Annotated in this window: 23 protein-coding genes; 5 read left to right on the plus strand and 18 right to left on the minus strand. The window is 44.4% G+C overall.

Annotated features, from left to right (window positions below; translation table 11 throughout):
- Nucleotides 1-937: 937 nt before the first annotated feature.
- Nucleotides 938-1,123: a hypothetical protein gene (locus FDP09_RS02700; RefSeq protein WP_137401170.1), complete on the minus strand. Its 186-nt coding sequence runs from the start codon at nt 1,121-1,123 to the stop codon at nt 938-940.
- Nucleotides 1,124-1,415: 292 nt separating this feature from the next.
- On the opposite strand from FDP09_RS02700, the gene FDP09_RS02705 reads away from it, so the two are divergent.
- A complete protein-coding gene (locus tag FDP09_RS02705) occupies nt 1,416-1,727 on the plus strand; it encodes a hypothetical protein (RefSeq protein WP_137401178.1) in 312 nt (103 codons plus the stop codon).
- 588 nt (nt 1,728-2,315) lie between these two features.
- On the opposite strand, the gene FDP09_RS02710 is transcribed toward FDP09_RS02705, so the two are convergent.
- The gene (locus FDP09_RS02710; RefSeq protein ID WP_394344007.1) at nt 2,316-3,380 is read right to left on the minus strand and encodes an RluA family pseudouridine synthase; all 1,065 of its coding nucleotides are present in this window, start codon (nt 3,378-3,380) and stop codon (nt 2,316-2,318) included.
- 77 nt (nt 3,381-3,457) lie between these two features.
- Between FDP09_RS02710 and FDP09_RS02715 the strand changes: the two genes are divergently transcribed.
- Nucleotides 3,458-4,375 (plus strand): 1-aminocyclopropane-1-carboxylate deaminase/D-cysteine desulfhydrase, encoded by a 918-nt coding sequence (locus FDP09_RS02715; protein ID WP_229683408.1) that lies wholly within the window; start codon nt 3,458-3,460, stop codon nt 4,373-4,375.
- Nucleotides 4,376-4,415: 40 nt separating this feature from the next.
- Here the strand turns inward: FDP09_RS02715 and FDP09_RS02720 are convergent, their stop codons facing one another.
- The 16 genes from FDP09_RS02720 to FDP09_RS02795 all read right to left on the minus strand — a co-directional run bounded on the left by FDP09_RS02720 (nt 4,416) and on the right by FDP09_RS02795 (nt 20,342).
- The gene (locus tag FDP09_RS02720) at nt 4,416-4,925 is read right to left on the minus strand and encodes a hypothetical protein (RefSeq protein ID WP_137401180.1); all 510 of its coding nucleotides are present in this window, start codon (nt 4,923-4,925) and stop codon (nt 4,416-4,418) included.
- A 6-nt stretch (nt 4,926-4,931) separates the two neighbouring features.
- Nucleotides 4,932-5,534, minus strand: coding sequence for a DUF2179 domain-containing protein (locus tag FDP09_RS02725; protein ID WP_137401181.1), 603 nt, complete (start codon nt 5,532-5,534; stop codon nt 4,932-4,934).
- A gap of 19 nt (nt 5,535-5,553) precedes the next feature.
- A complete protein-coding gene (locus tag FDP09_RS02730; protein ID WP_137401182.1) occupies nt 5,554-6,732 on the minus strand; it encodes a CynX/NimT family MFS transporter in 1,179 nt (392 codons plus the stop codon).
- A gap of 104 nt (nt 6,733-6,836) precedes the next feature.
- On the minus strand, nt 6,837-7,868 hold the full coding sequence (gene hemH, locus FDP09_RS02735) for a ferrochelatase (RefSeq protein ID WP_137401183.1): 1,032 nt from the start codon (nt 7,866-7,868) through the stop codon (nt 6,837-6,839).
- Between the two features lie 1,092 nt (nt 7,869-8,960).
- The gene (locus FDP09_RS02740; protein ID WP_137401184.1) at nt 8,961-9,467 is read right to left on the minus strand and encodes a DUF4168 domain-containing protein; all 507 of its coding nucleotides are present in this window, start codon (nt 9,465-9,467) and stop codon (nt 8,961-8,963) included.
- A gap of 409 nt (nt 9,468-9,876) precedes the next feature.
- A complete protein-coding gene (gene trxA / locus FDP09_RS02745; protein WP_137401185.1) occupies nt 9,877-10,182 on the minus strand; it encodes a thioredoxin in 306 nt (101 codons plus the stop codon).
- Between the two features lie 1,198 nt (nt 10,183-11,380).
- Nucleotides 11,381-11,941, minus strand: coding sequence for an OmpH family outer membrane protein (locus FDP09_RS02750; protein ID WP_137401186.1), 561 nt, complete (start codon nt 11,939-11,941; stop codon nt 11,381-11,383).
- A 19-nt stretch (nt 11,942-11,960) separates the two neighbouring features.
- Nucleotides 11,961-12,536, minus strand: a complete 576-nt coding sequence (locus FDP09_RS02755; protein WP_137401187.1) for an OmpH family outer membrane protein — start codon at nt 12,534-12,536, stop codon at nt 11,961-11,963.
- 3 nt (nt 12,537-12,539) lie between these two features.
- The gene (locus tag FDP09_RS02760; RefSeq protein WP_137401188.1) at nt 12,540-15,251 is read right to left on the minus strand and encodes a BamA/OMP85 family outer membrane protein; all 2,712 of its coding nucleotides are present in this window, start codon (nt 15,249-15,251) and stop codon (nt 12,540-12,542) included.
- 5 nt (nt 15,252-15,256) lie between these two features.
- Complete coding sequence (locus tag FDP09_RS02765; protein ID WP_137401189.1) at nt 15,257-15,994, minus strand: isoprenyl transferase; 738 nt, start codon at nt 15,992-15,994, stop codon at nt 15,257-15,259.
- An 82-nt stretch (nt 15,995-16,076) separates the two neighbouring features.
- Entirely contained in the window at nt 16,077-16,868 is a 792-nt protein-coding gene (porG, locus tag FDP09_RS02770; protein ID WP_137401190.1) for a type IX secretion system protein PorG, read from the minus strand.
- Between the two features lie 74 nt (nt 16,869-16,942).
- Nucleotides 16,943-17,818: an NAD kinase gene (locus tag FDP09_RS02775; protein WP_137401191.1), complete on the minus strand. Its 876-nt coding sequence runs from the start codon at nt 17,816-17,818 to the stop codon at nt 16,943-16,945.
- 10 nt (nt 17,819-17,828) lie between these two features.
- Nucleotides 17,829-18,494 (minus strand): CBS domain-containing protein, encoded by a 666-nt coding sequence (locus tag FDP09_RS02780; protein ID WP_137401192.1) that lies wholly within the window; start codon nt 18,492-18,494, stop codon nt 17,829-17,831.
- Nucleotides 18,495-18,717: 223 nt separating this feature from the next.
- Nucleotides 18,718-19,290 carry an anthranilate synthase component II gene (locus FDP09_RS02785; RefSeq protein ID WP_137401193.1) on the minus strand — a complete coding sequence of 191 codons (573 nt, stop codon included), beginning with the start codon at nt 19,288-19,290 and terminating at the stop codon, nt 18,718-18,720.
- Nucleotides 19,274-19,819, minus strand: a complete 546-nt coding sequence (locus tag FDP09_RS02790) for a CvpA family protein (RefSeq protein WP_137401194.1) — start codon at nt 19,817-19,819, stop codon at nt 19,274-19,276. Before FDP09_RS02790 ends, FDP09_RS02785 begins: the two co-directional genes overlap by 17 nt.
- A 76-nt stretch (nt 19,820-19,895) precedes the next feature.
- On the minus strand, nt 19,896-20,342 hold the full coding sequence (locus tag FDP09_RS02795) for a GatB/YqeY domain-containing protein (protein WP_137401195.1): 447 nt from the start codon (nt 20,340-20,342) through the stop codon (nt 19,896-19,898).
- 63 nt (nt 20,343-20,405) lie between these two features.
- Here FDP09_RS02795 and FDP09_RS02800 point away from each other — a divergent pair, with 63 nt between their 5' ends.
- The 3 genes from FDP09_RS02800 (at nt 20,406) to FDP09_RS02810 (ending at nt 22,788) form a co-directional block, all read left to right on the plus strand.
- Nucleotides 20,406-21,131, plus strand: a complete 726-nt coding sequence (locus FDP09_RS02800) for a pyridoxine 5'-phosphate synthase (RefSeq protein WP_137401196.1) — start codon at nt 20,406-20,408, stop codon at nt 21,129-21,131.
- A 130-nt stretch (nt 21,132-21,261) separates the two neighbouring features.
- Complete coding sequence (locus FDP09_RS02805) at nt 21,262-22,023, plus strand: alpha/beta fold hydrolase (protein ID WP_137401197.1); 762 nt, start codon at nt 21,262-21,264, stop codon at nt 22,021-22,023.
- A 51-nt stretch (nt 22,024-22,074) separates the two neighbouring features.
- Nucleotides 22,075-22,788, plus strand: coding sequence for an SAM-dependent methyltransferase (locus FDP09_RS02810; RefSeq protein ID WP_137401198.1), 714 nt, complete (start codon nt 22,075-22,077; stop codon nt 22,786-22,788).
- Nucleotides 22,789-22,935: the final 147 nt, after the last annotated feature.

The raw sequence follows: 22,935 nt of genomic DNA on the forward strand, positions 1-22,935 counted from the left end.
TATGTAGTAGTGGTATTTGGTCTTTCCAAACCCATCATTGAGGGGCAATGCTAAAACCATTGGTATTTTTTGCGTACCTAGCGTCAAGTCAACGCTTTAATGACGGATCAAGCAATATTTCTGGGGAAACGAATGTTGAAATGGTCCTATAAAAGAAAATTTCATGGCGTTAAACCGATGGGCTTCCTCCATCCGCACGAATGGGGTTTAACGGGAATTTATGGGGAATAGGGAGGGAAATGCGGCTAAAACCGATACCGTTGGATGGGCAATTTACCACGGGCTTCACCCATGGCTATGAACAGGTCTCAATACTTGTGCACCGCGGCGTAGATAGGCTAGTGCATAATGCGGGTTAAATGCCGTTTAGTTAGTGTGTATCTGGAAAATATGGGTTCTATATTTTTTTCCTTGGGCAGTTATTTTTCTAGCTAAATCCCTGGGTGGTTTTCATCCCTTTACCTTTGTTACTTTTTTGCTTCAGGTCAAAGTCGAGTAGGCCTGGGCCCTATGCCCAAGCCTCTCTCAGAACCGTACGTGACAGTCTCCCGTCATACGGCTCTTGGCAATCAAATCTGATGTTCCAGATTTTGTTTCAAACAACTCCATCTTCCCTAATTTTTAGGTTGTGGAACCATTCAAAACCGATTGCCTCAGTCCCTTCGCTCTTTCTCCGTTTCCAGAGCTTTCAACACTACTACGGACTGATCCGCCCCATCCCTATCAAAGGGGATGGTTCTCCTGTTCCATCCAACCGCCTGTTTCGAACTCCTGCAGCCTTAATGCCGCCTGCCAATAGGCCAACTCTCAGTCTGCGCTGCCTATTTTGTCCCGGAAGTTACTCTAGCCCCCGGTTTTGACAGGAAGTATTTTTCACGACACTTCATCGAACGGTTCACTTTCGTTCAGCTTTTCGAAACGCATTCCTTCTGATCGCTCAGTACCACAGCCTTGAAAGCGCAGCACCATCAGGGGAATTTGACTGGTCTGCCTGATCCAGTCCCAGCCGTCGTGCCAAGGGTTGTAACGCCCTATTCGACATCAGTTGGATAGCATGTCCGGTTTCCCGAACTTCAGGACACACAAAGTAACCAAAAAACCCCGCCGCTACGCCACGGCGCACAGGTGTGCAGCTATTGGCCTAAAATTAAAACCTCCCCTCATGCAGGCAAACTCCTCCTGTCTAAAGCCAGGTAAACCTTTTCTAGCTGCCAACATTCTTTTTGGCTAGTATTTCGTCAAACAAGCCTGCCTTTTTGCCCACTCGCTTTTTAATTTCTTAACGCCCAATACCTACAAGGTGGATCCGATTAATAAGTTTCTTATGGATAAATTATCATCATTATTCCATGTAGTGGTATATTTTCTTAAGTAACCAAGTTGAGCCGGAACTATAAGCCCCCCTGAGCCAAAAAATGTATCGTTTCCATATTACGGCCCTTGGTATGCCTGTTTTCCACCCGATGGTGGAGGCCGTTAAGAAAGTGAGTTGGCTCGCGTCGTGGAACAGCGAGACCCACTCGCTTTTAGGCCGTAGCCATCGGGTGGAAATTAAAATGGGTGACGGATCCACGTCGCTGGGTAAATCCATGTTCCATTTTAAAAGGCAGACCACCGGCCTAGATTTTTTTCTTTCTTTTTTCATCAATGGAAAAAAGGAAAAGGATAAAATCCACCAGGATGATCAGGTTTCCCCAGCCAAAGTCAATCAAAAAAAGGACTTTTAGGTATATAAAAGAAGGAAATCCCCTTACCTAAACGACATTGAATGCGGGTTCAATGCAGGCCCAACATGCACTTGGTGCCTTTGTGGCTTTTTCTAACCCGTAGTTTTGCCGTTAAGAAAACTGGCAGCCCCCAACCTTTACGCTTGATCCGAATGCTAGCCTAATAATCGGGAAATAAAAAAAGCTATGAAATAGAATCTCATAGCTTTAGTCAATTAACAATAAACCCAAAATAACCTGTTGTAAGAAAAGGATTCGAACCTTTTTCAGTGTTTCCACTGTCCGAGTGCGGATTTGCCGCCTTACAATTCCAAAACCAAACATCTTTTGGCTTTGATTACACTACAAAGATACGTTGAGAATTTTAAACTCAAAAATTTTCAAAAATGTTTAACAAATTTTTACATTTTTTTTAATGACAACGTTTACTAATTGAAAATATTATTCATTCAACCAGCAAAACAAGTCACATTTTTGAAAACTTGATAACGTCTTTCGGGTTTCCTTTTGAAATCCTTTTAATGTTTATGTATCAAAGTTAACGTAAAGGCAATTATAAAGTTCATTTTTTAACATTTTTTAAAAAATTTAATCTTCCACATCAAATCTTACATAGTTCTCCCATCTCCCTAAAACGTTTTGCATATCTTCTGGCAAACTAGAATCAAACTGCATAAATTTATTGCTTACCGGATGAACAAAGCCCAAAGATTTTGCGTGCAAAGCTTGACGTGGAAGCATCTTAAAACAATTATTTACAAAGGCTTTGTATTTTGAAAATTGGGTACCCTTACGGATCTTATCCCCTCCATACACGGCATCATTAAATAGCGGATGACCTAAATACTTCATATGCGCCCGGATCTGGTGGGTTCTGCCGGTCTCCAAGTTGCACTGAATAAGCGAAATGTAACGGAGTCGCTTTAGCACCTTCCAGTGAGTAATCGCGTTTTTCCCATAATCCCCATCAGGAAAGACATCCATGACCTTCCTATCTCGAGCACTACGTCCGACATGTGCATCGATGATTCCCGCATCTTCTTTGGGCTCGCCCCAGACGAGTGCAAGGTAAGTTCGCCCAATGGTATGATCAAAAAACTGCTTGGCAAGCTGCGTCATGGCCCGTTCAGACTTTGCAATGACCAACAGACCACTGGTATCTTTATCAATCCGATGGACCAATCCTGGCCTGCCACTATTGCCCGGCATTTCCGGTAACTGGTTGAAGTGGTACACCAAACCATTCACCAAGGTTCCCGTCCAATTGCCATAAGCTGGATGAACCACCATTCCCGCGGGCTTATTGACCACCAGCAAATGATCATCTTCATAGACAATGTCCAACTCAATCTTCTCTGGTAATACCTCCGTCTCACGTGCTTCCATCTCCAAGACCAACGTGATCACATCACCGGGCTTGATTTTATAATTGGCTTTGGTCTTGGCATCATTAACCTTGACCTGTCCGCTATCAATGGCCTGCTGCACCTTGTTACGGGTGGCATTGGCTACTTTGTCCGTCAGAAATTTATCCACCCTGACAGCTGCCTGTCCCTTATCCACTTCAATCCTCAAGTGCTCATACCCTGAGCTTGCACCTTCCTGGCCACCACCTAGTGCCTCCTCCTCAAATTCAAACAATTCGTCGTCCATTTCATTATTCATTCTGCAAAAATAACGGTCTCCTGCCAAAGTTTTTGATAATTTTGAATCTATTCGATCATAACGCGGTGTTAGAAGCTAAAAAACATATTGTCCAAGAGCTCTTTTTACCAGAAATGGAGGAAAAAAATGTCCGGCTATTTGTCAAACGGCTGGACCTTATACATCTTTTGGCCAGTGGCAACAAGTTCTATAAACTCAAATACAACCTGGAAGCCGCCAAGCAATCCGGACACGACACCATTTTAACATTTGGCGGGGCTTTTTCCAATCATATTTTTGCATCTGCCGCCGCGGCTAAAGTAGAAGGGCTAAAGAGCATCGGCATCATACGAGGGGAAAGCTCCTCAAAACTTAACCCTACGCTACAGCAGGCCCAAGCAAATGGCATGGTCCTTTCCTTTATGGACAGGAAATCGTACCGCCAAAAACACGAAACACAAGTCACCGACAGGTTAAAAGCGCAATTTGGCCAGTTTTATCTGATCCCTGAAGGCGGCACCAATGCCCTTGCCATCAAAGGCACGTCCGAAATATTAGCTCCCGAAGATCAACACATGGATTATTTGTGCTGCAGCATAGGTACCGGAGGCACCATCGCTGGCATTATCAACGCAGCCCTGCCTCACCAAAAAGTCCTTGGCTTTAGTTCCTTGAAAGGAAACTTCATCCATCAGGAACTGCTTGACCTTTTGGAAAAACACCAGATAAATTCCCGCAGTAAATACGAACTATTTACGGATTACCACTTTGGAGGATACGCCAAACACAAGCCTGAGCTGATCAGCTTCATCAAAAAATTCAAGAAAGAAACCCAGATCCCATTGGATCCGGTATATACCGGAAAGCTATTTTTTGGTGTAATCGATAAAATCAAATCCAATCATTTCCCAAAGGGTAGCAATATCCTATTAATCCACTCGGGTGGCCTGCAAGGGATCCCTGGTTTTAACCTGCGCTTTGACGAAACATTGGAAATGGAGTAAAAAGCAAGGCCTTGGCTCAACAGCAACGACAAGGCCCACGCTAAAGTTTTGGAAGAATTTTACTGGCCCTGCTTTTGAAGCCAGCACTGGCATAAGGCATTGAGGACTCGATAATTGCCTTCAGCTCTGGCTTTATTTCAGGGTATCTTTCCGAAAGGTTATACACTACTTGCATCGAAAACACCCTAATGGCTATTGGCTCACCGGTATCCTCCAGCAAACGAAAAGTAACGTCCAAAACCTCCCCTTCAAATTCCGAAGGAACTTCTTGGTATTGTAATACCCGAAGGATATTCCTTTTGATTCCCGCTATGATATTGGGTTTTGCCAGCATCGAAATCACTGCATCATAATAGGGCGCCAATAAAGGCGGGTGCTTTTCCACCGCCAATGCCATCGGCCAGGAAGCACGCTGAGTAATCCTGTAAGGCCCTGCAGCAAAAACCTCCATCAGCTCCCTGAACCGCTCAGGATCTTCACCAATATAAGACACAATTCCATTCGCCAATTCCCTGGAATGTCCCTTTTTTAGTTCGGCTTTAATGTCCATTTGATATTACTTTCGAACCCTGTTAAACACCCTTGTCGTAAATCGCGGTCTGTCTTCCATCACATTGAGGTCATCTTCACTGATCCTTTTGACACTTTCAATGGTATAGAATGCCTTGTCATTGAGCGACTTGATCTTGGTCACAAAACCCTGCAGACTATCCCTCTTCATGACCGTAAACAATAAATTCACCTTTCCATACCTTCCTTCAGCACCTACATTGGTAAACCGGAAATCCCGTTCTTTCATATACTCAATCAGCTCGGGCATCGGCTCCTTGGTAATGACCCTGACCAGCACCCTACCCAGCGCCAGTTTTTCCTCGAACACCATACCAATGTATGTACCTGCACCAAAGCCGCCTGCGTAGGCCAAATAGGACATGGGATTATCGATATTCTGAAAGATCTGCCCAATGGCCAGCAACCAAATCAATGCTTCAAAGAAGCCCAAAATCGGAGCTACATTTTTCTTGCCATTCAGAACAAACATAATCCGCAAGGTATTGATGGAGACGTCTCCCACCCTGGCCAAGAAAATCAACAAAGGCATGATGACATAGCTAAACAAATCGTCATCCATTCCCATTCCGCTAAAGAATTCCTGCATAAATCAACTGCTTTTGAATTTAAACTTTTATATCCCTGCCTACCTTGGTCCCTAGCCATGCGAAGGAAAGCGCACAAATAACCATCAATATAACAAGGAGGTTATAGTTATGGAACAAGTCAAATAAGGCCCCTATCAGCAGCGGCCCCAAAGCCGCCAAATAATACCCTGCTGACTGGGCCATTCCTGATAGCCTGGCCGTAGTGGCCCCTTCGGTGCGTAATCCTATCAAAGTGTACGCCAAACTGATACTTGCCCCAAGACAAAAACCTATCAAGGTCAAGGCAATATAAATCACCCAATTGTACTCAAAAAACAATCCAAGAAATCCTATAAAATAGATCATTCCCATACCGAAAGAAATCTTCGCCTGCGTGGTATATTTAACCGCCACCAAGGGCGCCGCAAACGATCCTACCAGACCAACGACCTGCATTAGGCTCATCATCAGCCCCGCTTGTCCTGCAGTAAAACCTTTATGGATCAGCAAATCCGGCAACCAAGCGATCAAGGTATAAAACATCGTGGATTGGATTCCCATGAAAATACTGACTTGCCAGGCAAGCTTGGATTTCCAGACATTCTTTCCTCCAGTAAGCCCCTCATCCGGACCTTTGACTTTATTGGGTTTCACCTGGGGCAGCCAGATCACAATCGCCAAGGCTACCAAGGCCACCCATGCAAGCAAAGAACCTCTCCACCCCAGTCCCATGCCTATGGCCAGCGGCACACTTAACCCTGTACCTACGGCCGCAAAAGCAGACATTCCGGTGGTATAGGAGCTCGTCATGATGCCGATTTTATGGGGAAGTTTCACTTTTATCAAAGGAATGAGCAAGACATTACAGATCACGATGCCGATTCCAGACACCGCCGTACCAAAATACAGCAAGAAAGCACCTCCCTGAACCCGAACAATTATCCCAAACGCAATCAGGAACAAGCCCATCAGAATCGCGCGCACATTCCCAAGGCGCGCTCCAATCGCGGAAGAGAAAAGGGAAAATGTAGCGAAGGACAATAACGGTAAAGTGGTCAAAAAGCCCGCCCAGGCATTAGAAAGTCCAAGATCTTCACGAATCATCGGAATCAATGGCCCGACAGATGTAATTGAAGGCCTTAAACAAAAGGATACTAAAATAATCCCCGTGATAAGCAATCCTTCAGATAAACCCTTGGTTGGAGTTGTCTTTTTCATTAGCCTACAAATTTCAGCAATTAAGAAGTACCTACAACCATCTGGATACTAAAAAAATTCTCCTTTAGCTGAAATTCTTCAAGGTATAATCACTCGTTCCATTATCACTCATGCGCTAAGACCAATGCTTTTACGCACTCCACCCAAGTATCATGGGAATTCAGGCAAGGCACCAAATCCCATTGCTGGCCGCCTTCCTCCTCGAATACCTCCTTATATTCCTCCCCTACTTCCACTGTAGTCTCCAGACAATCTGCCACAAAAGCTGGGGAAAAGGCCAGCACTTTCTTTGCCCCATTACGGGCCAGTTGTCTGATAGTATCTTCTGTATATGGCTGTATCCACGGGTCTTTACCAAGTCGGGACTGAAAAGCTGTATGAACTTTTTCTGGCGGCAACCCCAGTTTATCGATCAGCAACCGCGTGTTGTAAAAGCACTGCGCACGGTAACAATATTGATTAGATGGCGTTTGGCGTGCACAGCATTTATCATTCAACTGGCAGTAACCATCACAAGAGGCTTTATGGATTTGCCTCTCCGGGATCCCATGGTATGAAAACAAATAGGCATCATACTCCTCTTTTTCTATAAAATCAGTCGCAATATCCTTCCAAGCTTGCAAATAAAGCGGATGATCGACAAACCGTGGCACATAGCTCATTGCTGGGATCACCTGCCATTCCTTCACGATCTCCATGACCTTATCAATCACCGACCCATTTGTGGCAGAGGCATATTGTGGAAACAACGGGAGTACAATGATTTTTTTCACACGCGCCTTTTGGAGTGCTTTTAGCCCCTGCTCGATGCTTGGGGACTGATAGCGCATTGCCATTTCTACATGATACTTTTTTGCATCCAGTTGCTGTACTACTTTTTCTTTCAGGTCTTCTGTATGAAACAGCAATGGCGAACCTCGGTCTGTCCAGAGCTTCCGGTATTCAGCAGCAGACTTTGGTGCCCTAAAGGGCGCAATGATACCGTTTACCAATAGCCAACGTGACAAAAAAGGAATATCAATAACACGACCGTCCATTAAAAATTCCCTTAAGTATTTTCTTACATGTCCTACTGCCGTGCTGTCCGGTGTCCCTAAATTCACTAGTAATACTCCTGTTTTTGCCTCTTTACTCATTGGATATTGTCTCTTTACACGAATATACGGTTTTGGGTAGGAAAAAGGATTACACGTTTTCCCATATCCATCAGTAAACCCCATTTTGGTTTAAATACTCATTTAAGCAAACCAAAAGTACAACCTATTGTTTCAAAATACCAATTGAATCATCCCAGATCAAGCCGTATTTCTGGGGGAGGTCACTGCAAGGAGGCATAACAAATGCCTTTCTCAGTGGTTCGCATTTCAAATGCGGAACTAAAGACTGATCATAGACAGAAACCACCTATATACGGAAGTCGGCAAAATTTCTTGGGGACAAATTTAACCATGTTTTTATGAAAGAATATATCTCGGGATAAGGTAAAGGACTTTCTCCAATAGCACTCATCGGATTATACCGGGAATTTGCGGGAAATAGCATGGTCAGGGCTGCTAAAAAAGCATCAAGCGGAAAAGTTGTGGACTGGAAGTTTATTAAATGACAAAACCACCTTTAAATAAAATGTCCATTAATCCCCAATACATCAAGTAGATGCTGTAAGCTGGAATTGAAGGAATTTATGACTGCTTAGAGCCGTGTGGCGTATCGCTGGTCCGATAAACACAGAAACTTATTGCCCCTAAAAGTATTGCTTGATCCCTAAAAGATGAAAAATTACTGCCTTGTTTTTTCCAAAAAAAAGGGTTCTATATGATTTACTATGGGTAACTATTACTTTGCATGTCAAATTCTAGCTTGCCTTTCATCTTGTTGCCTTGTTACTTTTTTCCTTCAGGTGAAAAACGTAACCAAAAAAACCCGCTGCGGTGAGCTATATGACTAAAATCAAAGCCAGCACTCACGCAGGCAAACTCCTCTATTTGTGCAGCATACCAATTTTTTGTACTGATTCACGTCAAACAAACCTGCGCTTTTTCCAGCCCACTTCTTTGATTTCTTAACGTCAAATACCTCAAGGCAGAATAGAAAATTGCCCACTGAAAAGGAACATGAATCAACATTAATTTAACCGGAATAATATCTTTACCCTCTATAATCCATATAGAGCCAAAAAAAAGCACCCGCCAAGCGGATGCTTTTTCAATCTATAATAAACACGTGATAACTTATTGCTCTTCCATCTTCTCACTGATCAGCGTATCCACTTTAGCGCGTACTTCCTGACTTTGGTTATAAGCCATGGACATTTGTTGGAATTTTTGCACAGACAGGTCATTTTCTTCAATCAATCCCTGTGCTTTGGTCTGCACTTCTTTCTGGATTGCCATCACTTGTTGTCCCGCTTTATTGAACTTGCCAATTTCCTCTGGATCATCTGAAGCATCCTTCAGTGAACCTGACTGTTGTGCCTGTGCCAATTCTTGGAAACGCTGTACTTCTAAACCTTCAGCCTTGATCGCGTCCATCATTTTACCTTGCACTTCCTGCTGTACTGGAATCAACTCCGCATTGATATTGACAAACTTATCATATTCTTCATCAGTAAAATCTGATGCCTTTGCTGCATTCTGTGGCGCCTGTGGGCTGATTTGTTGCGCTTGAAGGCTGAATCCCAGCATTACCAATAACGCTGAGAATAGACTTACCTTTGTCATTTGCTTGAAATTAATCATAATTGGTTGGTTTTTCATTTTACGATGTTTTAAGGTACAAATTTTTCTACCCTTTGCCATAAAAACGAAAATTCAGATGTTAAATTATCCTAAAAAAATAAAATAATACAAAATTTTCATTTTTTCTGAACAAGACACTTGCACTAAAGCATTTGTCTCCAAGCTTTACCGCAAGCTGTATGCCAATGGCCAATGTTAAAAAAGAAATGTCATTTTTTCAGGATCAAAAATAACGTTCACCCGGCATTCAGTCTAAAAATGAAACATTAACTTTTACTAACCACAAAGTACTCGAAGGACTACATAAAGGTCACAGATGTGTTTTGTGTACAATGCCCAACTTTCTATGCGTTCTTCGTGCATACTTGGTGAACTCCGTGGTTAAGGCAACTGCTAACCTCAAAGCCCCCTAAACAAAGCCTTTCAACTGCTGCATTAGCTCCCGTTTGGTCATCAAACCGCCCTTTCTCCAGAGGATCTTTCCTCGCTTGAAAAGAATATAGTGGGGGATGGACCTTACCGCAAAGTGGTATGCCGCCTGCTGGTTTTTATCAATATTTATTTTCAATATTTTGACCTTGCCATTAAATTCCCTCTCCGCTTCCTCCAGCACAGGAGACATGGTCTGGCACGGGCCACACCAGTCCGCATAAAAGTCCACCAAAATGGGAACCTCAGACTGCTGGATGATATCTTTGAATTTCTTCTTTGCCATAACCAGGATCTTTTAATGAAATCTACAATTTAACAAGACACTAAATTTATGTTTTGCCACTAAGGCTCAAAGACACTATTTTTTTTACTGGACACCAAACCCTAAAAACCTCAGCCAGCAACAATTTCTTTGTGGCGACTTCGTGGCACCCCATATCTATTGGCCACTAAGGCTCAAAGACACCAAGGATTTTGCATCATTCAAACACAACAAAACTAAACCTCAAACAACAACTTCGGAACTTGGTGACTTCGTGGCACCCCTATCTTTTGGCCACTAAGGCTCAAAGACACCAAGGATTTTACATCATTCCAACATAACAAAATCCAAACCTCAAACAACAAATTCGGAACTTGGTGACTTCGTGGCACCCCTATATCTATTGACCACTAAGGCTCGAAGGCACCAAGGATTTTACATCATTCCAACATAACAAAATCCAAACCTCAAACAACAAATTCGGAACTTGGTGACTTCGTGGCACCCCTATCTTTTGGCCACTAAGGCTCGAAGGCACTATTTTTGGCTCTATATGGATTATAGTGGGTGAAGATAAAATGTCGGTTATTTTACCGTTGATTCATAACCTTTTCCAATGGGGAATTTCCTGTTCTGCCTTGAGGTATTTGACGTTAAGAAATCAAAGAAGTGGGCTGGAAAAGGCGCAGGCTTGTCTGACGTGAATCAGCACAAAATGTTGGTTTGCTGCTCAAATGGAGGAGTTTGCCTGCGCGAGTACTGGCTTTGATTTTAGTCAAACACCTCACCGCAGCGGTTTTTTTTGGTTACTTTTTTGACCTGAAGCAAAAAAGTAACAAGGTAACTAAGTGAAAGTCATGCTATAATTTGGCATACAAAGTAAAAGTTACCCACAAATCATATAGAACCCTATTTTTATTACTAGCCTCAGTTCGGTTATAAAATCGTCACTGCGAGGCTTAGAGGGAGATATGAGGGGTGGAAGCCGTGGCAGTCTCAGTATTTCGGGATTGCCACACCCTTTTCCAACCCACATCCTCCTTAAAAGGGTTCGAAATGACGTTTTTAATACTAAAATTAAGTCGAGCTCAGGTTACTAGATACCAAACCCTAAAAACCTCAGCCAGCAACAATTTCTTTGTGGCGACTTCGTGGCCTTCTCTTCATTAAACAAAAAAAGCCCGGATTTCCGGGCTCTTTGTCTCTAATATTTTATTGATTACTGAGGTAGATCAGCTTCTTCTGGCATTTGCTCTGGAAGTTCGATGCCCAGTTTTGCCGCTACTAACTCTGTAAACTTGTCAGCTTCCTTCGTGTAAAGCAACACGGGAGATTGTCCGGCAGTTTCAGAGAGGATGTGCGTATAGTTATGCTCAGCTGCCACAGCGTTGATGGCATTGAACACTTTGGTTTGTACCGGCTCAAGTAGCTCGCTCAACTTTCTTTGGTAAGAAACCTGCGCATCTTGCTCATATTTTGCTACCTCATCTCTCAGTTTAGTCAACTCCTGCTCCTTGGTAGCCCTTGCTTCTTCTGTCATGGTTTGGGCAGCCTGCTGATAAGACTGTACTTCTCTTTGGAAGTTTTGTGTCTTTGTCTGTACGTTAGTTTGCAATTGCTTGCCATAATCCTGCATGTCGGCGTCGATCTGTTGCATCTCCGGCATCAGGCTCATCAGTACCTCCACATTCGTATAGCCAATTTTGATATCTTGCTGGGCTTTTGCCACAAAGCTCAAACAAAATAAAGCAACGGCTGATAAGATAATTCTCACTTTCATAATCTGTTGTTTAATTAAGTTATTTGTTTTCTTCTGTTGTATTTTCAGTTTCTTGCGCTTCCTTTTCCTTATTCACGCTACTTTCATCTATTCCCAATTCATCGATGACAAAATCGGAATAGTCATGAATGGGATCGGTATAGATCATGGACAGATCGGCAGCCTTATCAAACATAATGGCAATACCGTTTCTTTTGGACACCCTGTCGATGGCATCGAAAATCTTTGACTGCAGGGGCTTCATCAGCTCATCCTGCTTCTGATAGTACTCACCATTTATCCCAAAGACCCTGGTATTGTAGTTACTGGCAGCTTTTTCCTTTTGGCGAATAGCCTCCATCCGTTCCTTGTACATGTCCTCGGTCAGCAAGACTTCTTCTGCTTTCAGGGCATTGTACATTTCCTTGATCTCTTTCTCCAAATTCTGTGCCTCTTTTTTCCATGCTGTCGCTTGTTTCTTAAGCTCTTCCTGGACGATTTTATAGTCAGGATGCTTGTTAAGGATGTATTCCGAATCCACAAACCCTATTTTTTGGGCTTGTGCTGCGGAAGTCACTAACAGCAGAAAAAATACGATTTTAAGACACTTTAACATCTATTACCTGAATTGTTGACCGATCGTAAAGTGGAACATCCCTCCACTTGGCTGAATCTGCCCAGGGGCGGCATCAAATCCATACCCCCAGTCGATCCCGAGCAGGCCAAAGGCCGGCATAAAGATCCTGGCACCAAACCCTGCGGATTTCTTTAGATCATACGGGTTAAACTCCGCATAGTCCCCCCAGTTATTGCCCGCTTCGGCAAAGCCTAATAGGAAGATGGTGGCAGAAGGATTGGGCGATACCAAATACCGTAGCTCCATCACGTACTTATTATAGACAATACCACCATAAGGATCTGCACCTTCTATTCCCCTGGTATTCCTTCCCGGTGTCAAAACCTGATTTTCATACCCTCTCAGGCCAATAATGTCCTGTCCGAGCGAGAAGTTATTGAAGGTCATGCCGTCACCCCCCATCACAAAGCGTTCCACCGGAATCATGCCCACTTTCTTACTGTAGGATCCCAAGAAGCCCATATGCGTCCTGGCACTGACCACAAATTTATTTGAGCCAAATATAGGTGTATAGAATTTGGCATCAAACATCCATTTATGATATTCCAGCCATCGATACTTCTCCTGATCAGGGGAATCTTCTGTGATATTCTTGTTCAGCGAAGCATACGGCGGCGTAAAGTTTACACCCAAGGAAATATTGGATCCCATCCTAGGATATATCGGGCTATCCACATTGGATCGGGAAACGGTGGTATTGAAGACAAAACTCTTCAGCCTACCGGTCGGGAAACTCAACCCAAAGCTGGTGCCGTATTGGTCAAATTCATATACCTGATACTGCAGGGAGTTACTGATGCTGAAGTAATCATCCGGCCAGGTCACCCGCTTCGCCAGCCCTACCGTAATACCGGTAATCTTAAAGAAGCCTAATTCATTACCAAAATTGGACTGATTATAGATGTCGATCTGTCGCTGCACAGAGTGATTAAGGCTTACACTGAGGGCATTGGGTTTCTTGCCACCAAACCAAGGTTCGGTAAAGGAGAAACTGTAGTTTTGGAAGCTTTTACCATTGGCCTGTACCCTAAGGCTCAGCTTCTGACCATCGCCCACGGGCAGCGGCCGCCACTTTGAGAAATCTCCGATATTGCGCACGGAGAAATTGTTAAATACCAAGCCGACCGTACCGACGAAACCATAAAAGCCACCCCATCCACCGGACAATTCAATCTGGTCATTTGGCCGCTCTTCTAACTGGAAGACAATGTCCACTGTGGCATCCTCAAAATTCGGTCTTAGGTCAGGGTTGATCGTCTCCGGATCGAAATAACCGATCTGCGAAAGTTCGCGGATAGTTCTTACCAGTAGCGAGCGATCAAATTTCTGGCCTGGAAGGATCCTGATTTCACGCATCACCACGTGGTCAGAAGTCCGCTCATTCCCTTCGATCGACACACTGTTCACCGTCACTTGTGGTCCTTCGAAAATCCGCATCTCGATATCAATGCTGTCTGCGGCCACATTCACCTCCACAGGATCAATCTGGAAAAACAAGTATCCATCATCCTGATAAAGTGAACTGATATCATCTCCCTTGGTAGGGTCATAGTTCAGCCGCTTGTCCAACAGCTCTTTATTGTATGTGTCCCCTGACTGAATGCCTAATTTTGCCAAGAGCTCCGCATCATCGTGGATGTAGTTCCCTGTGAAGGAAATGTTTCTATAATAGTATTTTCTACCTTCCTCCAAATCGATATCGATATTGACCGTTCGCTCATCAAAATCATAAACCGAATCAGCTAAAATTTCAGCATCCCGGTATCCTTTTGTTTGGTAGAAGTTGATGATATTGTCCTTATCGTTACGGTACTCCTTTTTGTTGAACTTGGAGCTGTTGAAGAAATTCAACTTAAAATTCTTGTTGATGTAGGTTTTCACCTCTTCATCTGTTACCGGATTACGATGGGTGAGGCTGTTGCCGATATTTTCAGCATCGGCGTTTTTAAGTCTTTCGAAGATATCCTTGAAGATCCACACACGAGCATGCTCGTTGGTCTTTTTCATCTTCTTTTTTAGCTTACCATCCGTGATTTCCTCGTTTCCGGTGATGGCGATCTCATTGATCTTGACCTTGGACTTCTTGTCCACGTCAAATCGTAGCTTTACGCTATTGGGAAAAGAAGTATCCCTTTCTTGGATGATCTTCACCTCTGTATTGAGGTACCCTTTTTCGACGAAATAATTGGTGATTTTTCTTTTGGAAGAGTTCAGTACATCTTCACGGACCACACGCCCGCGGATCTGTACTTTGTCGCGCAATTCACTTTCCTGGGTGGACGTCACGCCGGTAAACTCTACAATACTGAACCTTGGACGCTCGGTCAGATCGAGCAGTAGGTAAATTTCATCTCCGTCTATTTTGGTAACTAGGATTTTTACGTCCCCGATGATTCCTTGTTGCCAGAGTTTTTTCAGTGCATCGGAGATGGCATCTCCCGGCACACTGATCTCATCGCCGACTTTCAGTCCGGAAAGGGAGATAATAGCCGTCTCATCCAACGTAGAAAGCCCCACGGCCTTGATTTCTGCTATTTTATATTGCTTTGGCTGGGCATAGTTCAGCTCAAGAATATCGATAGGCTTTTGTGCGGAATAACGACTCTGTCCCAGTCTGATCTGGGCCTGCGTAACACCGGTAATCCCGATAAACACCGGGAGGAATAAGCATATTACAAGTAAGCTTCTATTCATTAATCTCATGATTTTAACTGGGCACCTGTTTTGCCAAAGCGTCTTTCTCTCCGTTGATAATCAGCTACGGCTTCCATCAGGTGCTCTTTTCTAAAGTCCGGCCATAATACCTCTGTAAAATACAGCTCAGTATAGGCCAATTGCCAAAGCAGAAAATTACTGATCCTCAACTCACCACTGGTCCTGATCAGGAGTTCCGGATCGGGATAGTCCTTGGTCAGCAGGTGATTGGCGATCATATCCTCTGTGATCTCTTCTACATCAATTTTGTTGTCAGCTACTTTTTTGGCAATGTCTTTTACGGTATTGGTAATTTCCCATCTCCCACTATAGCTCAGGGCCAGGATCAGGGTAAGCCCGGTATTTCGGGAAGTCTCTTCAATGGCCTCGCGTAACTTTGCCCTACTTCTGGGAGGCAGCATGTCCATGTCGCCTATCAGCGTAAGCTTCACATTATCCTTCATCAGGTTGGGCACTTGATCGGTAAGGGTCTTCACCAACAGCTCCATAATGGCCTTCACCTCGAGTTTTGGCCTGGACCAGTTTTCAGTGGAGAAGGTGTAAAGCGTCAAATACGCCACGCCCAAATCATTCGCCCCAGTAATGGTCTCACGCACGGCTGTGATGGCATTTCTATGACCAAATACACGCTTGGCTCCTTTGCCCTGCGCCCACCGGCCGTTGCCATCCATGATTATAGCAATGTGCTTGGGAATCCTTTCCTTGTCTATCGCTTCCTTCATTCCAGTTTTATCCGAGCTTAATTTTTTTGGAGGTACAAAAATGCTATTTCTTTTTTAATATTCTATCCCCGATGCCAATTAATTAATAATTAAAGCATTCGATCTTGTGAAAGGAGTAACTGAGCGTCACACCCAAAAAATAATACCAGTCTTTGTCGGCCTTATTTCCATAGTTTACACCATAAGGCAATGGATAATCATCGGGATCATCCGGAAGGGGTGCGTCCGGATCCATCGGAAACCGCGGTAAAGTGGTGTCATTTGGTTCGATCTTGTCCAAAAAGTCTGATAAGGTAGGTCTAAATCCAAACTCCACGGATAGAAACATCCGTTCCTTCAGTTGGTATTTTACTCCTATACCAAACGGAATTACCGGAGTGGACAAGGAATAGTCGCCATCATCATCGGGATGAATCTCTCCGTGATAGGACTGTCCTTCTCCAAAGAACATCGTATATCCAATCCCAAAGAAGCCATAAGGGGAATACCTTACCGGTGAATGTGGAGCCAGGTAATCCAGAAAATGATATTCCATCATCACATGCCCTTCTACCAACAAGCCTTTGAAATAAGCATCTCGGGCCTGGGCCATGGCATCCAGCGGTCTGATGCTGTCCGCTGCATTTAAGCCGGCCAAGGCTATCCCGTACCGTACACTCCAAACATTGTCAAATTTTCGTCTGCCAAACAACGTGCCTTGAAGTCCGATCTGGGAAGGATCCAAGCTCCGGATAATATCTCCGGAGTATGTCGCCACCCCTAGACCTAAGCCATATTCTTTGGTTTTTTGTGCATATCCACGCCCAGCTGAAATGGACATAAACACCAAAATCAGAAGGGAACAACACAATAACTGAAAATTGACTTTTTTCAAGACGCTGCAATTTATAAAGTACTCAACGAATAAAAAACCCTGCTCAGTATTCTCAGGGTTAATTTATGTTAAAACTAATTCCTCATATCAAATCCCCAATTCAGCTTTTTACGCAAGGTATCGAAGAAGCTGTAATCGTGGAACTTAACTAACCTGGCTACAAATTTCTCCCGCTTGACCTTCAATTTTACAGAAGCATCCACCGCCGTGGATCGGGAATCCAATGATATCAAAAATTTCTTACTTCTCCCCTCTATCGAAAAGGTAATCTCGCTTTCATCTGACACGATCATAGGCCTTACGTTCAAATTGTGTGGACTTACCGGGGTAATCACAAAGTTCTTTGCCGATGGGGATATCAATGGTCCTCCACAGCTCAGGGAATAGCCCGTAGAACCCGTAGGAGTCGCGACAATCAACCCGTCCGCCCAGTAACTGTTCAGGTATTCCCCATCAATGTACGTGTGCACAATAATCATGGACGAAGTATCCCGCTTATGGATCGTAAACTCGTTAAGGCCGTAGGGCACGCCATTAAACAGCTTCTGGTCTGCCTCAAGGTGAATCAATATCCTGTCCTGGATCGTAAACTCACCATCAAAAAGCACTTGGACCGCCTTTGCTACATCCTCTTTGGCGATCGTCGCTAAAAATCCCATCCTGCCGGTATTGATCCCTACGATCGGCACTTCATACTCCCCCACTAGCGATACCGTGTCCAGCAATGTGCCGTCACCGCCCACCGAAATCACAAAGTCCATATCCGCCAGCTGTCCCCTATCACCCAATACAGTGAATCCGGTGGCCTTTGCCCCGGATTTCTTCATATATTTTGAAAATGTCTCAGTGAGGAAGAGATCGGTACCATGACCGTGCAACACATCTATCAACTTCTCTATATATGGCACAAATTCTTTTTGAAAACTTATGCCATGAATGGTTATCTTCATTTATTCTCTGTTAGATATTCAAAAATCGCATCAGGTTATCCAGCCGGTCCTGCTCTTTGTTTTCATCCATTTCCTCCTGATAATGATCTATGACTTTGTAGCCAAACCGCTCTAAGGTAGCCTTGATGTGCCTTAGTTCTGTCTTGTCCACCTTTAGCACCACCTTGATTTTGCTCTCATCCAAGGGGTCGCTTGTCAAAAAACTGCTGAGCACCTTTGCATTTTCTGATTCGATCACCCGGGCAATTTCAAACAGGCTGTAATCCGTCATAAACATCGACAGCACCAACACGCCACCTTGTGCCTGGATCGACAGGGTGTCGGCAAAAGCGGCAATCGAGTCCTCTAAAGTGACCACTCCATGGTAGATATTCTCATTGTCCACTACGGCCACCATATTGCTTTGGAATTCCGAAGCCACACGGAGCACGTCATAGATATGCTTTTCCTTCAGTACAAAACAGCCTTCCGATTCCAGCGGTACATCTGCTACAGTGATGTCCTCTCTATTGATATTGTAAATCATCTCATCAGTGATCAGCCCTTTAAAATATCCACCTTCCACCACCGGCAATACATCCGTACGGATTTCCTCCATCCACGACAGTGTCATCCTTACCTTATCGGTAAGCTTCAGTGGGGGAATCATGTTGTTGATGAATTCGTACGCCTGCATGTTTTAAAGATATTAAATAGTATCCATTTATTAAAACGCACAAAGAAGATAAGATGTAAGGTAATCCGCTATTTTAATTTTCACTTGCATCTAAAGTACGGGGCCCACAGCTCCTTTTGGTCCAAGTCTCCAGACTCAGACCAAAACTCCCAAAAGTCTCCAGACTTTTACATTTACATCCCAGTGGAGAAGAATATTGGTTTATCTCCCTTCTCGATACTTTTCATAAACGACCCACGCAATTCTTTGCCCAGTTTTTGATCAATTCCGCACCATACTCGCTCAAATGTGCTTCCGGGTGAAATTGAATCCCTATTATGGGAAGGCTCTTATGGGCCATGGCCATCAATTCATGCTGTGCTGTCACCAAGAGCGGCTGAAGGCAACCCGGCAAATCCACCAGCTCCAAAGAGTGATAGCGGGTCACCTTAAATCGATCGGGCAGGCCATTCAGCACGGAGTGGTCATGGAGCTTGATGACAGAATGGACTTTTCCATGTACGGGACGGTTGCCCTTGACCAGTCTGGCACCAAAAAACTCCCCAATGCACTGATGCCCCAAGCAAACTCCCAAAATGGGCAATTTGTCATGGAAATATTCGAAAATCCCCTTGAGATTCCCGGCCTTGGAAGGGGTTTCTGGCCCAGGTGAAAGCACTACACCATCGTAATTTCCTTCTTTGAGCAGTGCCAACGGGGTATCGTTACGGACAATGTCCAACTCAAAACCTGCTTGTCTAAAGTAATCCGCTAGGATATACGAAAAAGAATCAAAATTATCAATTAGTAACAGCATCCTGCGACTTTTCGACCAGTTCATTAATTCTTCCCACGGCATCCTGAATGGCAGGGGTAATGGTGCCCATTGCATCGATCACCAATGGTGCATAAGGCTCCAAAACACCAAAAAGATAGCTCTTCTCCAGCTCCTCACGCGGCATTTCCATACCAAAAGACTTGGCTACCCAAATCAACAGGCTGAGCATAAAACCCCATTTCAATAACCCTAAGATGGCTCCCGCAAAATTATCAAAGGTCCCCAAAATGGTCAGATCCAAGGTCTTTTTGACCAAGTACGCCAAAATCCGTATCGTAATGGTCACCAAAAAAAATATGATCAAAAATGAAATGAAGGGCAGCATAAAGGTCAGGCTCTCCACACGCTCTGCCAAAAGATCCGCCCCCCAATGCATGAACTTAAAGGCAAACACGATCCCAATGATAAACGCCACAATAGATAACACACCAATAAACAGCCCTTGTCTATAGCCACTATAAGCCCCAATGGCCAATAATATCAGTATAATTATATCTATTGTGTTCAAACGGGTGATTAGTTAGTGCGAAATTATATAAGGGATTGGCACTTGGCTCTCCTCATTCGGTTTACAACCTTGACTACTACGACAATAGCTGCTTGACCTTCTGGGAGATCATTTTACCGTCTGCTTTTCCTGCCAGTTTTTTGGTAGCAGTGCCCATCACTTTGCCCATGTCTTTTGGCCCTTCAGCACCTACTTCAGCGATAATCGCTTTCAATTCTCCTTCAAGCTCCTCTTCGCTCAATTGTTTCGGAAGAAATTCATTGATAATGTCCAGCTCTGATTGCTCAGTAGCGGCCAAATCTTCACGCCCCTGCTGCTCGTAAATCTCCAAGGAATCCCTGCGCTGCTTGGCGGCTTTGGTCAAAAGTTTCATCTCTTCATCCTCTGTCATTCCTTTTTCTGCTCCTTTGGTTTCTTCCAACATGATCATGGACTTAATGGACCTTAAAGCCCGTAAACGGTCTTTGTCCTTGGAGCGCATGGCGTTCTTGATCTCGGCTTCTATACTTTGCTTTAAACTCATTATCTTTATGTTTATGTTATTTAAGGTGTAATTTTGAACAAAATTAGAGCATAATTTAATAAAATGACCAAACTCAGCGTAAATATTAACAAGATCGCCACCATCAGAAATGCCCGTGGCGGCAACAATCCAGACGTGGTACAGGTCGCCTTGGATGCTGAAAAATTCGGCTCTCAAGGCATTACAGTACACCCTCGGCCGGACGAAAGGCACATTCGCTATGACGATGTCATGAAGCTCAAGGAGGTAGTCACCACCGAATTTAACATCGAAGGCTATCCTGACAAACGTTTTATGGAAATAATTCGCTTGGCACGGCCTGCCCAAGCCACTTTGGTGCCTGACCCACCCCACGTGCTCACCTCCAACACCGGATGGGACACCATCGCACACCAAGAGGAGCTGAAAGATATCATTGCTGAACTGCACGAATACGGCACCCGAACGTCTATTTTTATCAATCCTGACAAAAAATACTTCGAACCGGCCAAGCTCACAGGAACCGACAGGGTGGAGCTTTATACGGAGCCATATGCCAGTAATTTTCATAAAAACAAACAGGAAGCGGTAAAACCGTACGTAGAAGTAGCCAAAATCGCCAAAGAACTTGGGCTTGGCCTCAATGCCGGACATGACCTGGACTTGGACAATCTCCGCTTTCTAAAAGAAAATATCCCTTTCCTTGACGAAGTATCCATTGGCCATGCGCTGATATGTGATGCCCTTTATTACGGTCTGGAAAATACCATCCAGATGTACCGAAGGCAGTTGGAAATGGAGGAAGAATAATTAACCTTGGGTAATGAGCCGTGAGTATTGAGTACGAAACTAAAACAGCTGTACCGAGGGCTGTGCCCGGGTACCCCGTAAAGTTGCGCTTTTGGCTCGACAATAAAACCATTCAACAAAAAACTACAGCATGAAACTAAACTATAAAAAAGTAGGTCAAGGCAAACCACTGATCATCCTGCACGGCCTTTTTGGCTCGGCAGACAACTGGCTCAGTATCGCCAAAGAGCTGGATGAGGACTATACCATATACCTTCTGGACCAGCGAAACCATGGGGACTCTCCGCAAAGTGACGAATGGAGCTATAAAGCCATGGTAGATGACCTCGCCACCTTTATGACTTCACAAGGACTGGAGGCTGCCTACATCATGGGGCATTCCATGGGAGGAAAAACCGCCATGAACTTTGCGCTAAGACACCCCAACAAGGTCAAAAAACTGATCGTCGCCGATATCGCTCCGCGGTATTATCCTCCGCATCACCAAACCATTCTAAAGGGGTTAAATGCCATCGACATGGATAACCTCAAATCCAGAAAAGAGGCCGATGAAACCCTTTCCGAACATATTCCTGAAGCAGGGATCAGGCAATTTCTTATGAAGAGCCTTGGCAGGGATGATGACCGTAAATTCATATGGAAAATCAACTTGCCCGTCATCACCGAAAAAATCGACAATGTAGGCGAAGGAATCGATAGCGACAAGGTCTATGATGGGCCGACCCTCTTCATGCGGGGTGCCAATTCTGATTATATCCAAGATAAGGACAAGGAAGACTTAGAGAAGTATTTCCCAGAATACAAACTGATCACCATCAAAAATGCCGGGCACTGGCTCCATGCAGAACAGCCCGATGCCGTAGCAGCGACGGTCAAGGCGTTTCTGGAGTAAAAAATCCAACCGTAGCGAATCTCCCATAAATTGCACCGTTAACCGCCAATTATGAAAAAAGGAAAACTCTATCTAATCCCCAATGTTTTGGCAGAGGGCACAGGACAGGAAATCATCAGCCCCCAAGTAAAAGAAGTCATCAAGCATACTTCCCATTATTTGGCTGAAAACCTCCGAACGGCCAGGCGGTATATCTCCAGCCTGAGACTTGGACTCACGATCGAAGAGCTGCAGTTTGAGGTCTTGGACAAAAAGACCAAGGCCACCCGTATGCCACAATTGCTCCAGCCAATCTTTGAAGGGCACGACATGGGCATTCTCTCAGAAGCCGGCTGTCCGGGAATCGCAGACCCGGGAGCAGTCGCCGTGGCTTTTGCCCACCAAAAAAACATCCAAGTGGTGCCGCTTTCGGGACCTTCTTCCATGTTCATGGCACTGATGGGAGCAGGCTTCAATGGACAGTCGTTTACTTTTCATGGCTATCTTCCCATTGACAAAAAAGCCCGTGTACAGGCCATCAAAAGCCTGGAAAGTGATTCCTCCCAACACCGGCGGACACAGCTTTTTATGGAAACTCCCTTTCGTAACAACCACCTGCTGGAAGACCTGAAAACCCACCTTCATCCCAATACCAAACTCTGCATCGCCAAAAACCTAACCGCCAAAGACGAATTTATCCAAACCAAGACCATTGCAGAATGGCGCAAGGTAAAAATCGACCTCCACAAAATCCCAACGGTTTTTGTACTGGACACGAATTATTGAGGTGGTAAGGTTAACAGGTTTGAAGGTGATGGGTTTTGGTGAGCCAATGCCTCCACACATCTCTTCAACCAACTAGTCAGCCTCAGGAGACGCAGGTTAAAACACCCAAAAGTCTAATGAATTCTCTTTCAAATCAAAACCAATACC

This window comes from Echinicola rosea (assembly GCF_005281475.1).
Taxonomy (GTDB): Bacteria; Bacteroidota; Bacteroidia; order Cytophagales; family Cyclobacteriaceae; genus Echinicola; species Echinicola rosea.